The sequence below is a fragment of the Leptospiraceae bacterium genome (assembly GCA_025059995.1).
Lineage (GTDB): Bacteria > Spirochaetota > Leptospiria > Leptospirales > Leptonemataceae > SKYB61.
In genome coordinates this window covers 175,710-191,529 of record JANXCF010000003.1, presented here as the reverse complement: position 1 = coordinate 191,529, position 15,820 = coordinate 175,710, and the positions used below count along the sequence as shown (strand labels likewise).

Here is a 15,820-nt window from a genome sequence, read left to right as displayed (position 1 = left end):
CACAATTCCTAAGAAAAACTTGTAATAGAGAACTTAAAAAAAGAATATTGCCATTTTTGGAGGTTGAGATGCGTACTTTATCTGTAAATTTGGATCATGTAGCAACTCTTAGGGAAGCAAGAAAAACAAACTATCCTTCCTTAACCACGGCAGCGGGGATTTGTGAGGTTGCAGGAGCGGATGGCGTGACAATTCATTTGCGAGGAGATCGAAGACATATTCAAGATCGAGATTTGGAAATCATCCGGCAAATCACATTACTTCCCTTGACCTTAGAAATGGCTCCAACAGAAGAAATGTTAAATATAGCCATACGTACAAAGCCTGATGCTGTAACCTTAGTTCCAGAAAGACGAATGGAAATTACCACAGAAGGAGGTTTGGACCCAACGGTAAATCAAACTTATTTGTATGATTATATTCAAAAATTAAAGAAGCATAATATTAAAGTTTGTCTTTTTTTAGAACCTGAACAAGAACATATCAAAATAGCAAAAGAACTTGGAGTTGATGCAGTAGAAATCCACACCGGTAAATATTCTGTTTTGTTTGATAAATTTCATCCGGAAAAATACGAAGACGAATTAAAAAAAATCAGGGACTCAGCGTATTATGGGAAAAGTATAGGTTTGCAAATGAATGCTGGACATGGAATACACTATCAGAACGTAAAACCCTTAGCAAAAATCCAAGAAATCAGCGAATTTTCCATAGGACATGCTATTATAAGTAGAGCCATTTTTGTTGGACTCGAAAGAGCTATAAAAGAAATGATAGAACTCATACATAATCCTTAATGGAAATACTTAATCTTATCATTGACTCAGTAGATGATATTTATGTTTTCAATCTCCTTGATGATGTTTATCCATCTCGGTATTTACATTACAAAAGCAAAATCCAAAAAAGTTTGATCAGAGAATTCATCCATGAGATTCAAAATTTAAATTTCTACGTTTTGTCTGTCCAAAATTTAGATAGCGACGGAGCACTACAAAGCCTAAAAAAACTAAAGGGTCTTTCTGAAACCTTCTTTTCGCAGTTTTTCCCCTACGAGATTGCAAAAAAGATTCAACAATCAGAAGGAGGATATTTTTTCTTTCATGTTGATAGTTCATTAGCGTATATCCCATGGGAAATTTTGTATGATGGCACTTCGTTTTTAGGAGATAAATTTCGTATTGGTATTAGTATCAATGGAAGTTGGAAAGCAAAGCAAATCCCAGATAAAAACAAACTCAGAATCATGATTTTAGCCAATCCCACATTGGATTTAAAAGAAGCCTCAGAAGAAGGCTTATTTTTGTTCGAGACATTAAGTACTGAAATCAATACCAATTACTTGGATATACAGCTCTACATTGGCGAGAAAATCACAAAATTACGATTACTATCAGAACTTCAGAATTATGACATAGTTCATTTCGCTGGTCACGTGGTATATCAAGAAGATTATCCTGAAGGAGGGATCTTACTTTACAATAACGAAATCCTATATGGTCATGAAATAGAACGATTATCTAATCCTCCCTCCTTGGTTTTCATCAATGCCTGTCGAAGTGCTATGAAAGAAACCAACATAGGATTAGCAAACGCTTTTTTACGAGCAGGAGTTCCAAATTATATTGGAACTAATTGGATTATTCCTGATTCTCATAACACTATGGAGTTTGCGTTGAATGTCCATCGCTTTCTTTTTGAGGAAAAGACTATAGGTGATGCCCTATTTGAAGCCAGAAAGATTGCTCGAGAAACATATGCTCTATCAGAACTTATCTGGGCGTCTTATACACTTCATGGAAATCCTTTGACTAAAATTTTCAAATACCCAGAAAAACGAAGTTTTGATGCAATACGTTCTGATTGGAACCTAAAAAGAGTCTGGAATGAATATCCTACTTTTATAGCACTACTTTATAAAAACTTTGTCGAAGATAAAAAAGATTTAAAGCTCTTAATCAAAATCTTTGAACGATTTATACAAACCATAATAGCCATTATCATCGAAACTTATTTTAAATATAACATAAGGCTCACTCATTTATTTGAAGAAGAGATCTTTTCAAATACTATGATCGAAAAAAAAATTTGGGAAGGTTTATCCACATCTATTGATGAAGTGTTTGAATTTTCTGTTTTATGTGCTAAGAGATTACACTTGATTACCTTTCAATCAGAAGTTTTATCAGTCATAAAGTCTTTTTTGATACATAAAGAAGATATACAGAAAGTAATAGGATTAATAAGAGAAATCAAAAATGCAAGTATAGATACGACTTTTACAGAAGAAGAGACCTATTTAGTTAGCATTCAATATATACTGGAAAATCTACTAATTGATTTTATGAGTCTGACAAAATTACAATTTTTTTATAATATGGGTTCTCAGTATCCTTCGATTTTATTTAAAGGTTTAGAAGAAAAATCAATCCATATCTTACCCATTTTCAAAGAAGATCAAAAGTTAAAGAATTTCTTAGATCAACATGTTGGTGAGATATGCCTCAATATTGATCAATTTGTTTTGTCATTAAAAAGGTTTATTGAATATCAACCTTTAACAAAAGAATTTTTGTTTAAGTTTACAATATGAATTATTGTTTTAATGTTTTTTCTTGTGGAAGTTGTTGTGGTATTTTCAATCATGAGTTATCCACAAAAGAGATAATCGATTTATTAAAAGAAAGAACTCAGAATTTTTTTCAAATCAACAAATCAAACTATAGAAGAATGGATCTAATATTATATCGTCATTTCCGAGAGAATAAAGAACAATCAATTCCAAAAATTTCCAATGAAATTTATGTCTGTCCTTTTTTAGGAATCATTGAGCATAATAAGATTGGGTGTTTAATACACCCAACTTTAACTAATGATCCCAAAACTCAAGATGCTTCTTTTTATGGAGCTTCGTTATGTCAAGCCTATGATTGTAGAGTCAAACAAGAGGATAAAGAAAATCTTTATTACCAATTAATCGTAGAATTTCTTCAATCAGGGAAATTCGATGATTATCTTTTAATGCATGAAAACGTAAATCAAGAAAAAAAAATATACCAGAATCTTTATTACTCACGATTTATGGGTGATTATATTTTTTATCGGTTTATTAGTTTTTACTTTGATTTCGATAAGATCTTAAAATCCAGAACTTTGTTAGAGCTTTTTTTCGATTTGTGTTTAGAAAGAATACCTTATAACAAAGACGTAAGTTCTTTTGAAATCAACTATCATAACTTCGAAGAAGACCAATTTGAAGAAAATTTTAAAAAAATTTTCCCAAATCGAAATAATTACGAAATCCCTATAAAAAAATATCAGCCTCTATGGAAAGTCTATGTTAATCAAAATTCATCCAGTTAATCCCGAGAAAAGAATCGTCAAACGAATTGTTGATGATCTCAAAAAAGGAAAAATCTACATTCTACCAACAGATACTGTTTATGCTTTGGTTTGTTTGATTGATCAGCCAAAGGCAATCTCAAGCCTTTATAAAATAAAAAATCTTGATGAAAAACACCATTTAAGTTTACTCTGTAGAGATATTTCTATGGCTGGTTTATATGTGAAGCATATCCCCGATAGGGCTTTTAAACTTATAAAGAACTATACCCCAGGACCTTATACCTTTATCTTTCCAGCGAGTAAAGAAATGGATCGAAGAGGTGTTGGAAAGAGAAAAGAAGTAGGTGTTCGTATCGTTAATCATCCCTTACATAGATTATTATTTGAATACGGAGAAATTGATAAACCCTTAGTTTCCACATCTGTTCGAACAGAAGATGACTACATCACTTATCCAGAACATTTAGATAAGCTCTATGGACATTTGGTGGAAGCTGTGATTGATGATGGTCCAAAAAAGAATTTATATAGCACAATTATTGACTGCACGAAAGAAGACATTGAAATCCTTCGAGAAGGGAAAGGTCCAGTTATAGAATTAGGCTATCAACCAGCGGAGTTTGAGCAAAGATGAAGGCAGTTATAGAATATCGGGTTCCTTATGGTGATACCGATAAAATGGGAATTGTTTATTATGCCCATTACTTTCGATACTTTGAGATGTTACGAAATGAGCTTATCCGGAATTCAGGAAGATCATATAAAGAAATCGAGGAAAAAGACGGTTTAATGTTTCCCGTTTTAGAGGCTTTTTGTGAGTATCTTTATCCTGCCAAGTATGATGACATCATTCAAATTTTTGGAGAGTTGGTTTCTATCGAAGCAAATCGCTTCAAAATAGCCTATACAATCTACGAGAAGGAAAGTCAAAGAATTTTAGTGAAAGGTCATACAATCCATATTTGTATTTCCTTAGAAGGAAAACCAAGAAGATTACCAGATTACCTTAAGAGTTTATTGAGTTCAACCAAAGAAGGATTTTCTCACTGAATTTACGTAATTATGGGCAATTCTTGTTGGTTCAGGGATTTTGTATTTTGAAAAAGCTAACGTAAGTTCCAGAGCCGACGTCATGCTCACCTTCCAGCCCGGTGAAACAAAAATTGGTTGGGAATCATCTCTGGTACATACAGCCCATCCTATGTGGGTGTTTTTATATATCAGTTTTTCATAATTTCCTTTTTTTAATGCAAAGTTTTTGTATTGACCAATCAGTTTTGTTTTTCCTACTCCAATAGTAGGAAGGTTCAAAATGATTCCTAAGTGCACTGCAATCCCAACAAACCTCGGATGTGCAATACCTTGACCATCAATAAACAAAACATCTGGAACTATATGAATATTTTCGAATAGCTCAATAAGAATTTCTACCTCTCGAAAAGAAAGAAATCCAGGAATGTAAGGAAATATTAGGTTTTTTTTAACATAGTATTGTTGGAATATCTTGTGATGAGAATCAAGAATCACAATCCCAGCAATAGCATCTTGGGTATTTGGTTTGATAGCCACATCAATACCAGCAACGATTAAGTTATTGCTGGGTTGTAAATTTTTCCATTTTGGAAGTTGTTTCAACACCACTTTGGCATATTGATTTTGAATCTTTTGAGCTAATCTTAGGCTTTTTTCTTGTTGGTATTCTTCAATTGCCTTTTTTAATAGAAATAAACTACTTTTTCGTATAGGGGATTTCATTTGATTTAAAAAATATTGATAGTGAGTTTTCTAAAATCTCTATTACTTCTTGTTTTTGGATTTGATGAATGGGTTTCTTTTTTAGCATCAAGAGATTATCCCAAAGAAGAGTTTTCCATCTTTTCGCATTTTTTTCTCCATAAAATAAACCAAATGTATGTTTGATTACTTGGTGTGGGTATATACCTTCCTCGAGTTGTTCAATTACGTATGAATAAAATGAACGAAAGATTTCGATTTTACTTTTTTGAGACCCTTCTTTAAGAAACAGAAAATCAATGTCTTTGAGAAAATAGGGATTTTCATAGGCAGCTCTTCCAATCATGACACTATCAACATGTTCTAAATGCCTTTGGATTTCTTGTATAGAGGAGATGCCACCATTAATTTCAATATGGAGCTTAGGGAATTCTGATTTGACTCGATATACCCAATCATACATTAATGGTGGAATGGAACGATTCTGTTTTGGGCTGTAGTTTTCTAAAAAAGCAAACCTTGCATGGATAATGTAATGCCTACAACCATACTGGGATGTAGTTTCAATAAAGTTTTTTAAATCCTCATATTGAGTTTTGTCAATTTGATTGGATCTAAAACCTAAACGATGTTTGATGGACACAGGTAAATTAGTATGTCTTTGGATTTCTTTGATCATTTTTCCTACTTTGTGGGGGTCGTTCATCAAAATGACACCAAAGTTTGCGTTTTGAACTTTGCTACTCGGACATCCTGCATTGATGTTTATCCCATCATAACCCCATTTTTCTATCAGTTCAATCCATCTTTTTATAAATTCAATTCGGGAACCGCCAATTTGAAAAATCAAGGGTTTTTCTCTCGGATGGAAATCTAAAATTTCTTTTAGTTTCTTAGGATGGTGTTCATTGAAAACAAGAGAATTCTCAGGAATCATTTCTGTATACAAAACCACATATTTTGAGATGAGTCTGATAAAGTAACGAAAATGACGATCGGTCCAATCCATCATTGGAGCTATACTAACCTTTCTTTCTTTCGGGTTCATATTGAAATTTAGACTCATTATGTTTTATTTTTGTAAAAGATTTCAAGGCTTTGGATTTTTGTTATTTCTTTTTTATAAATAATCTTTTTTTGTTTTGAGGTCAAAGAGAATATGAAATTTACAGAAAAGAATTTCATTGAAATCCTCAACAACTGGGCTAATGAATTAACAAATGTTTATAAAGAAAATCAGATTTTGATCCGCTTTATGATTTTTGTTGTAATAGCAAATTTCGGAATTTTATTTTTAAAACTATGGGCATATTATCTTACAGGTTCAATGGCTTTAAAGTCAGATGCATTAGAAAGCTTTGTGAACATCATGGCTGGGACTTTTGCTTTATTTGCTATTGTCTATGGGAATAGACCAGCTGATAAAGATCATCCGTATGGACACGGCAAAATTGAGTTTTTTTCATCCCTTTTTGAAGGAGGATTGATTTTACTTGCAAGTGTTTTAATTATCTATGAATCAATTGAAAAATTCTTTATTGGGATAGAATTGAAGGAAATCACAAAAGGACTTTTAATTAATTCCCTTGCAGGTATTCTCAATGGCATATTAGGATTATTTCTCATTCGTAATGGAAAAAAATATACTTCAGAAGCCATCATAGCAGATGGCTATCACTTACTCTCTGATTTCTATACAACTATTGGTGTTTTGATTGGGCTTATTTTAGTCATGATTAGTGGTATAGTTTATTTTGACCCCATTGTCTCTTTGATTTTTGGGTTATGGTTGTTTTATACAGGAATAAAAATTGTTCTTAGTTCAATTTCAAAATTGATGGACTCAGAAAATTCGGAAGTTTTGAATACCATCATTAAGGCTATTAATGAGATAAACGATGAAAGAATTATCACAGTTCATGGTTCAAGAATTTTACAATCGGGAAGTTATTATCACATCGATATTCACTTAGTGGTTCCCGAGTTCTACTCTGTTCACGAAGCTAACAGATTAGTTCATGAATTCGAAGAAAAAGTGATCCATCATGCCAAGATCAAAGGGGAGTTTCACTCCCACATTGATCCGTGTAATAGAGAATACTGCAAAATTTGTAAGATTCATAATTGTCCTATACGAAAGGAAGATTATCAAAACGCATACTCCATAACCTATCAAGAAGCCATCAGTTTTCGAAAATAGAAAATAAAAACTAACAAATCACATTTTCTAATAGTTTATTTTTCTCTATTGCCATATCTAATCCTTTTATCAAAGCCTGCCTTAATTCTTTTATATCTTCAATCATGAAATCCAAGACGTTTGTTTTATAGGCATCATTTTCAGCTTTTGCTTTTTCATTAAAGTCTTTTATATAATTACTTCTCATTTCTTCGGCTTCTTGATGTTTTCCTTGAGATTTGAGCTCATTATATTTTTTCCCATAGAACAGGTCAAAAGCAGAATCAGCACCCATCACAGCTAAAATGGAATTTTTTAATGAGAAAGAAATAATACAAGGTCTTAAGAATTTACTGAATGCATGAATTTGTCTTCCTCCGTAGTTTTGATTCAGTGTGACGGAAACAACAGGTATGGTCGATAAAACATTTACGTCCAAGGATCTTCCACCAATTTGTTGGATACGCAGTCTTTCTTGTTTTGTTCCTGGTAAGAATCCTGGAGCATTCGAAATCATAATTAAAGGTACTTTATTTCTTTCTATCAGTTCAGTAAATATTCGGAATTTTTCGGTTCCAGGTGCATCTGGAGCTCCTCCTAAAATAGCTGGCTGATCTGCTAAGATACCTACAGTCTTCCCGTTGAGTTTTGCAAAGCCAGTGATTAAGCTCGGACCTTTTTGAGGATCATTCATTTCTTTCCACCATTCGATAAACGTTCCTTCATCAAAAACCCGTGAGATTACATTCTCAATTATATCGAATGGCATGGCAGGATTCTCGGGAATTATAGGTTCTTTGGATGGTGGTATGATTTTTTCTGATTCATTTTTTTCTGAGAGAAGTTGAATGATTTTTAGTGATAGATCAAAAGCTTCTTCGTATGAATGGACTACATGAGTAGAAGAGTTTTTGATGAATTCTTCTTCTTTTTCGCTAAAACTTCGATTTCTTATAAAGATCAAAGCATCAGCTCCTGAATGAAGCATGATCTTTTGAAGTCCTCTAACTGTCGTAGCAATGTGGATTCTTGTTCCAGCTTTAATGGTCATTAATTTTAGGAAATCTTGCCTTGCTCGAAGGGTTAGTGAATCAGTTCGTGGGGTTTCAATAAACCATTCATCACCAACAACAATAATTTGATCAGAATTTAATTTTCTGGCTGTAATCAAAAGATCAATAGCACGAAGCAAAGATTGATAGGAACGTAGTCCAAACCGGTTTCTTGGACCCATAATCAGGATGGGTCTGCCAGCGATTTTTGCGAAGCCTCCTATCAAAGCACCAGAACCATAATATTCTTCTTTGAAGGGGATATATTTACCATGATCTGAATTAGCTCTAATGATGTCAGCATTTAATACGTCATCAGGGTTGAGTTTTGTTTTGTAATCAATTGGTTTTCTTTGGATAGTTTGTAGTTTTTGTCCTTTTGCAAAAAGTTCATGGATACTTTTAAGAATTACCAAAAGATGAATATTACTCCTCGCAACAAGATCCACTGTACCTGTAAGTCGGCTCATTACCCTTGCACCACCAATTTCGTAGTTGGTGAGGTCTTCTCCGGTGACGGATTTAATCACAGCAGAACCTGTCAAAACTCGGTAGGATTGTTCGTCATCTACCATAACTTGAATGGCAGCTTGAGAAGAACCATATACATCCAATCCTGTAGATGAACCCACACCTACAGCAACAATAAATGTATTTGGTGTTGTGGGTAATTCTTCTTCTTTTATGCTAAGCATTTGATTTATTTTGTTAATAACTTCTAAGATTTTGCCATCGTCATGAATTTTGATATATTCATAGATTTTTTTCGGAGAATAATTACCACCAATGAGAGCATTCATGAAAAAGCCTTCCGCCGCGCGATTTAATGAGACCATACCTTGTCGAATGTTTGCTCCTGCACCATCATTAAAAACATAAAGAGGATATCCTTTGACACTAGCCAACCAACAAGCAGCTACGTACTTCAAACCTTCTAAATCTCCTGTAGCTCCTCCACTAATCCGTGAGTCTTTTAGATAAAAAATGGCAGGTATCTTATTCATTTTTCCTTCGTAGATTTTACTTCCAACGGGGATTACTTCATCAGGAGTGTTTTGATAATCAATACCAGGGATTCTTATTTCTTTATAAGAACCAACATCAAAACATTCTCTCACCCATAACTCAACAGGCCATTTCCCTAAACGGTATACATGTGAAGTTTTTGTATCTTCTGTTTTAGGATTAAAATAAGGCGATATGGGATTTTCATCAGTTAGAATATTTAGAATTACTTTTTTCTCTTTTTGAGTTACGTAAAATTGCTTTTCTATGAGTTCTTCGCTGTTAGGTGTTTTGCATATGACAGAAACAATGTTATTCGTGATCGCAGGATCATTGAAAAATGGTAAAAGACGAAACATCATATTCGTCAAAACATCATAATTGAATATTATTTTGGACTCGGAAGATAAATCCAAAATTAATTCCTCATCGACTACAATTATATCTAAATAATTACCATGTTTTTTATTGATGGATTGATAGGAGTTTAGAACTTTCACAGCGTTGATATTGGCTATTTCCACATTCTCACTGCCAACTAGATTACCATCTTTGTCATACGTTGGTATGACTTTTTCTACTATTCCAAATACAAAATAGAACTCCTTCTCACCTTCTTTTAGTAAATAAATCAAGACATTTGAAATTGGAGAGTATAAACGTTGGATTGTATACCGATTTCCTAAGAATTGAATTTTCTTTTCTAAAACTTTTCTGGTTAGTGGTTTGATGATTAAATTATCGGGAATAAGGTCGTTGTATGGTTGTTTTAGAGATTCTTCTATGTTTTTTCTTATTTCTTCTCTCGAGATGTGAGGATAATAAAGAGGATCAGAAGTGATTTTTCTTAAATCTTGAAGGTATTTTCTTGATACCCAATACACCAGCTCAATGCTCCAACGAGAGATGCCTAATTTGCTTAAGGTTTCAGTTATTTTCTCTGCAATGGTTAGGTCTTGTTCTGCTTCTTCTTGATTAACAAATTTACGCAAAGTATTTTTCAAAGCGTTCGAAGGTCGTTTGAACCCACCAATTATATCTAAGATCAATAAAATGGGTTCGATATATTCTCTTGTAGCTTGAAAAGCCCTCAAGATAAAGTAGAATGCTTTTTTAGAAATTCGCTGGTTTTCTTCTGAGGTTGATCTCCAGTCCGTTACATCATATCTTTTAAAAATTTCATTAATTACAAATAAATAGTTAGCTGATGGTTGATAAGAAAAATTTTCCCAGTTGTTAAACAAACGAAACGTTTCTCTAAAATAAGAAGACTTAGTTACAATTAATGGTGAGAATAATCTTTTGATTTCACTATAAGTTAGTATCAAATCAAGAAAGAGTTTTTCGTTAAAGATTTTGCTAATGTCATAATTTTTAGGTAATGTCTTTAAAATGTGAATGATTTTATTGACCAAATTCTTGTTCTCGATATTAAAGCCTAAATAGATATTTTCTAAAATCCTGATTATCGATGGGAATAGGGTATCTATGTTGGATTGTATTTCTTCTTCCTTCTTCGATACAATAAAGTAATCTAATTTCTCTTGGTTGTCGGTAGTTGGATTGATATGAATTTTAGTATAAGTAGTTTCATTTTCATTAGATACCTCGATTTTATCAGGTTTTACGTAAAATAAAACCTCACCTTCACTAATGGATTTTCCGATGATTTTTCCATCTGCGGTTTTTGATAAAATTAATCTGTTGGGATCACCATTTTCAATAAGATATTCAATTGTTCCATCAATTGGAGATTTAATCGTAGATTCCATCTTCATAGCCGATAAAATGATGATGGGTTGGCCAGCTTTTACTTTGCTTCCAATTCGAACATCATCCATAAATTTCACAAACGTGCCTTGGATAGGAGAACGAATCAACCCTATAGGATCCTTTTTACCTGTATCGCCTTTGGAACTAATTCTTACTTTGTAGTAGTGTACTTTCCCTTCATCATCATTGAAACGAACTATATTGTAGGCATGTCTTCTATCTACACGAATGGTATAGGTCTTATTTTGATAACGAACAGTGTAGTCATCTCCTATTGATAAAGAAGGTAGAAATTTGATATTGCCAAAATAAATTTCATTAACGAAAACCTCAAACTCTTCTAAGCCATTTTGTAAGAATTGGATTAGATATTTATTTCCGTATAGTTCTGCATCGTAGCTATCAGGCAGTTGAAATAATTCAGCTTTGTTTAGGATTACCTCCAAGTCTCTATTTTGGAAAAGTTCATTTACTTTTTCTTGTATAGTTCTTACATATTCCGTGATTGCACTAAAAATACTGCATTGAATAAGTAGATTTTCTTCTAATACAGGATAACATAGCTCTTGATAATCAAGCAAAATGCGGTTGCTATAGTCACCTTTGCGAAATACATCAGAGCGTATGATTCTTAAGAGTTGATTCAAATTTGATGTGACGCCACGGATATAAAGTTCATTGAGAGCTCTTTCCATTCGCACAACAGCTTCTTTTCTTGTAGAACCCCAAGCTATGACCTTACCAATCATAGGGTCATAATCAGGTAGAATTCGATCTCCACGACGAAAACCAAAATCACAACGAACTCCATTGAAAGTAGGTAAATCTAAATCTTCAATTTTACCTGGAGTAGGGGAATATTGATTTTCTGGATCCTCTGCATAAACCCTACATTCAATCGTATGTTCTTGGTTGATGAATCTTCTTTCTAACACTTTCTCGTAGGGGATTTCATGTTCTCTTCCATCAAAGAGAAGGATTTGCCATTTTGCTAAGTCTATCCCCAAAGTCTGATCTGTGACAGGGTGTTCAACCTGAAGACGAGTATTCATTTCCAAAAATCCGTATGTATCGGTGTCAGGGTCATAAAGAAATTCCACGGTTCCAGCTCCACCGCCATTGCTATAACCTGAAATCCGAGCCATGTTTTCTGCTGCTGCCAAGAAAGACAGTTTCGTATAGTTTGATAGAAAGGTATCACCAGTTTCTTCGATGATTTTTTGATTTCTTCTTTGAACGGCACACTTTCGAAGTCCAACAGCTAAACCATTAAATATTTGGACTTCAATATGTACAGGATTGACTATAAATTTTTCTAAATAAAAGCTATCGTCATCATACAAGGTCTTTCCAATTCTTCTGCAAGATTCAATGGCAGGAGCTAAATCTTCTTTTTTGAAGACTGCTTGCATTCCTTTTCCACCACCGCCAGCATTTAACTTCACGATGACAGGGTATCCAATCCGTTCTGCTTCAGTATAGGCTTGTTCCAAAGATTGAATGGAATCAGTTCCCTCAAAAAGAGAAACTCCATATTGTTTTGCTAAGTTGCGAGCATCAAGTTTATTTCCAACTTTCCTCATGATGGAAGAATCAGGACCCATGAATATGATTTCTCGTTGAAAGTATTCAGAAGCAATTTTGATGGAATCAACAAAATCAGGGTTTTCGGATAAAAACCCATAACCTGGGTAAATCGCATTTGATTTAGAAAGGATTGCTGCTGCTATGATAGTAGGGATGCGAACATAATTCATGGCATTTCCAATAAAAATCACTTCATCAGCAGTTTCATACCATGACTGGCCACGATCAGGATCAGTTACAACGGCAACCGAAGGAATGGACTCTTCCTTGAGGGAAAGAAAAAAGCGTTTTGCAATCTCGCCTCTATTTGAGATAAGGACTTTTTTTAATTTTCCATCTCGTTTTTTGGGCTCTTGAATGTTTTCAATGCCTGGATTAAGCTTTTTAATGATTTCTATTTGCTTGATAATTTCATTAATGAGTAATTCTGTTTCAATTGAAGCTACTTTCATTTTCTACTCCATACGAAAATGTAATTTTATGTATTTGATACAGTTTTGAGTTTTTTATTTATTTAATTTTATGAAGCATGTCAATTAAAATCTCGTTATTCATTGAAATTGACTCAATATCAAACAATAAAAGCTTGGATTAATATTTATGATGCCATCTTTGTTATGTGAAGCTAAATTGAATGATAAAAAATTCTTCATTCAATTCGGTGGTCAGGGAAATTCCTTTTTGAAGGAAATGCAGATTCTTTACGAAAGAGAGGATTTAAAAGAATTCTTTTATGTAGCTTTTGAGGCTATTGATTACTGTATGAATCATGATCAGTTAAAAGATGAAGTTGAAATTTATTTCCCAGAAAGATTTCCATTAAAGTCTTGGTTAGAAAAGCATAAGAAACCAAAAGATGAATATTTATCTATATGTCCTATCACCTTTCCAGGAAATCAAATCACCCAATTAGCCAATTTATATGCTTTCATCAAAAATGGTTTTGATCCTGATGAATTTTTACCTCATGTATTGGCGGCAACAGGTCATAGCGGAGGACTGCAAGCAGCAGTGATTTTTGCTTTGGGAAAAAAAGGAAAAGACCTTTTAGAAATTATTTTTGACTTTATCGTTTGGTATACGATGGCAGGGTATTATTCTCAGAAAGCCTATGGTTTTCAAAAAGTTTCAAATGAGCTAAAAGAATGGAGTCTAAAAGTTGATCGTGATATTCCTTATCCTATGGCAGTTGTATCGAACATTACCTTCAATGAACTTGAGAATTATATTGAAGAATTTCATAGAAAGTATCCTGAGGTTTTGGAATTTCCTATCAAGATTTCATTGATCAATGCAAAGACAATCTTTGTGATTACAGGACATGCAAAGGATTTGGTTCTCTTTCGGAAGTCATATCTTGATGAATTTCACAGAAAACACATACAATGGAGTTATGTTCCCGTTTCCATTCCTTTTCATCGTTGGGATACAATGAAGGAAAAAATTTATGACTTTTATAATGATGAGGTTTGTAAAAAAATCAAAATTACAGGGAAAGATCTTAAAGTTCCCGTTATTTCTTTTACCGATGATGGAGTCAATTTGCAAGAAATAGAAAATCTTTCAGTTTATTTGGCAGATGCCATGATGAATCAAATTTTATATTGGGACAAAGCCGTAGCTCCAGTTTTGAATAAAGAAAAACCGGTTGATTATATCATTGATTTTGGACCAGGAAAAATCACATCGATTTTAACAAAATATCATCTAGAAGAACACCAAATTACTCATACAAAAATTTATTCTTGTGTAGGACGTTCAGGGCTTAATCAAGTATTAAAAAAAATAGAAACTCCTTGTGTTTGAGTATATTTCTTCTCTTGAACGTTTTCTTGTTAACTCAAAGAAAATTATCCCTAAGAATGCTAATCTTGGTTTAGTTGCAAATCAAGTATCATTTTCTTTTTATTTTACAAAGTATAGTTTTGAAATCTTAAATCCCAAAAAGGTATTTCTTTTGGAACACGGTTTTTTTTCTGAATTACAGGACCAAATCCCAATTACGTCAAAAAGTATTTATCAAAAATATTCAGATATTCAATGGATAAGTTTGTATGGCGAAACCTTTGATTCTTTAAAACCCCAAAAACGTGATTTAGAGGATTTGGATGTTCTTGTGGTTGATATTCAAGATGTAGGGAGTCGCTATTATACGTTTTTGACCTCGGTTCTTTATATTCTACAAGCAATCGTAGATTATCAACTTAGAATCAAGATCATTGTTTTAGATCGAATCAATCCCACTTTTCATAATAATAAAAGAAGCTTTGAAGGAACACCTTTACAAAAGAAATTTGTTTCTTTTGTCGGGGTAGAAGGAATCCTTCATCGTCATGGACTTACACCTGCAGAGCTACTTTTTTACTATTGGATCAATATCAAAAACCGCAATCAATCTGAATTTCTATTTGTTCCCTATCACAAAGAAGTTCCTATACAAAAATTATATCCCGAAAGAGAAATCATCCTTGAAGACAAAGAAGATAAAAGAATCATAAGGTTTTCACAAAATCCTTTTGATATTTATCCTTCCCCAAACATGCCAACGACTACGACAGCAAAAGTTTACACAGGGCAGTGTTTGTTGGAAGGAACGAATCTTAGTGAAGGTAGAGGCACAACAAAACCTTTTGAAATTTTTGGTGCACCTTTCATTGATAAAAAAATCCAAGAAAAAATTTCAAATTCAATTGAATTTCAAAAGCTTGGGGTTGTATTACGTCCGATGACGTTCATTCCCAATTATCATAAATTCAAAAACGAAATATGTCATGGTTGGCAAATCCATATAACTGACGAAAAGAAATATCATTCTTTGTTTACTACTTTGTTGATTTTGCGGTATTTGCATAAATGGACGAAGGATTTTGACTGGTTCCGTGGTGTTTATGAATTTCGTTCTGAGTATTTAGCCGTCCTATATCTATTGGGGGATGAGGAACTATTTCGATTTGTTGAAAGTGATAAAGTCAGTCCCAATGATTTATTTTCTTACTTAAAAAAGCATGAACATGTATGGAAAACCAAAGTCAAAAAATTTTTTTTATACGGTGAACGCTTTTCTAAACGTTCGAATTGATTTACATGAAACTAAATAAAAAAAATTTGCATGAATTAAAGGTTTTGGATTCTTTTCTTTTTTCGA

General features: G+C 33.1%; 11 protein-coding genes. 8 read left to right on the top strand and 3 right to left on the bottom strand.

Annotated elements, in window-relative coordinates; all coding sequences use genetic code 11:
• Window positions 1-68 precede the first annotated feature (68 nt).
• Genes NZ853_05480 through NZ853_05460 form a run of 5 tightly spaced genes read left to right on the top strand, consistent with a single transcriptional unit; the run spans window position 69 to window position 4,395 of the window.
• Entirely contained in the window at window positions 69-797 is a 729-nt protein-coding gene (locus tag NZ853_05480; GenBank protein ID MCS7205128.1) for a pyridoxine 5'-phosphate synthase, read from the top strand.
• The gene (locus NZ853_05475; protein MCS7205127.1) at window positions 797-2,593 is read left to right on the top strand and encodes a CHAT domain-containing protein; all 1,797 of its coding nucleotides are present in this window, start codon (window positions 797-799) and stop codon (window positions 2,591-2,593) included. Before NZ853_05480 ends, NZ853_05475 begins: the two co-directional genes overlap by 1 nt.
• Window positions 2,590-3,363, top strand: coding sequence for a hypothetical protein (locus tag NZ853_05470; GenBank protein MCS7205126.1), 774 nt, complete (start codon window positions 2,590-2,592; stop codon window positions 3,361-3,363). Before NZ853_05475 ends, NZ853_05470 begins: the two co-directional genes overlap by 4 nt.
• The gene (locus NZ853_05465; protein ID MCS7205125.1) at window positions 3,338-3,979 is read left to right on the top strand and encodes an L-threonylcarbamoyladenylate synthase; all 642 of its coding nucleotides are present in this window, start codon (window positions 3,338-3,340) and stop codon (window positions 3,977-3,979) included. The genes NZ853_05470 and NZ853_05465 overlap by 26 nt, the downstream gene beginning before the upstream one ends.
• Window positions 3,976-4,395 carry an acyl-CoA thioesterase gene (locus NZ853_05460; GenBank protein ID MCS7205124.1) on the top strand — a complete coding sequence of 140 codons (420 nt, stop codon included), beginning with the start codon at window positions 3,976-3,978 and terminating at the stop codon, window positions 4,393-4,395. The genes NZ853_05465 and NZ853_05460 overlap by 4 nt, the downstream gene beginning before the upstream one ends.
• Here NZ853_05460 and NZ853_05455 read toward each other — a convergent pair.
• Together NZ853_05455 and dusA are read right to left on the bottom strand one after the other, a co-directional pair.
• Window positions 4,369-5,100 carry an endonuclease V gene (locus NZ853_05455; protein ID MCS7205123.1) on the bottom strand — a complete coding sequence of 244 codons (732 nt, stop codon included), beginning with the start codon at window positions 5,098-5,100 and terminating at the stop codon, window positions 4,369-4,371. The two genes, NZ853_05460 and NZ853_05455, sit on opposite strands and share 27 nt — an antisense overlap.
• Complete coding sequence (dusA, locus tag NZ853_05450; GenBank protein ID MCS7205122.1) at window positions 5,075-6,127, bottom strand: tRNA dihydrouridine(20/20a) synthase DusA; 1,053 nt, start codon at window positions 6,125-6,127, stop codon at window positions 5,075-5,077. The genes NZ853_05455 and dusA overlap by 26 nt, the downstream gene beginning before the upstream one ends.
• A gap of 111 nt (window positions 6,128-6,238) precedes the next feature.
• Between dusA and NZ853_05445 the strand changes: the two genes are divergently transcribed.
• Entirely contained in the window at window positions 6,239-7,279 is a 1,041-nt protein-coding gene (locus NZ853_05445; GenBank protein MCS7205121.1) for a cation diffusion facilitator family transporter, read from the top strand.
• A 10-nt stretch (window positions 7,280-7,289) separates the two neighbouring features.
• On the opposite strand, the gene NZ853_05440 is transcribed toward NZ853_05445, so the two are convergent.
• Window positions 7,290-13,127, bottom strand: coding sequence for a carbamoyl-phosphate synthase subunit L (locus NZ853_05440; protein MCS7205120.1), 5,838 nt, complete (start codon window positions 13,125-13,127; stop codon window positions 7,290-7,292).
• 148 nt (window positions 13,128-13,275) lie between these two features.
• On the opposite strand from NZ853_05440, the gene NZ853_05435 reads away from it, so the two are divergent.
• Together NZ853_05435 and NZ853_05430 are read left to right on the top strand one after the other, a co-directional pair.
• Window positions 13,276-14,481: a hypothetical protein gene (locus tag NZ853_05435; protein ID MCS7205119.1), complete on the top strand. Its 1,206-nt coding sequence runs from the start codon at window positions 13,276-13,278 to the stop codon at window positions 14,479-14,481.
• Complete coding sequence (locus tag NZ853_05430; GenBank protein MCS7205118.1) at window positions 14,474-15,754, top strand: DUF1343 domain-containing protein; 1,281 nt, start codon at window positions 14,474-14,476, stop codon at window positions 15,752-15,754. The genes NZ853_05435 and NZ853_05430 overlap by 8 nt, the downstream gene beginning before the upstream one ends.
• Window positions 15,755-15,820 lie beyond the last annotated feature (66 nt).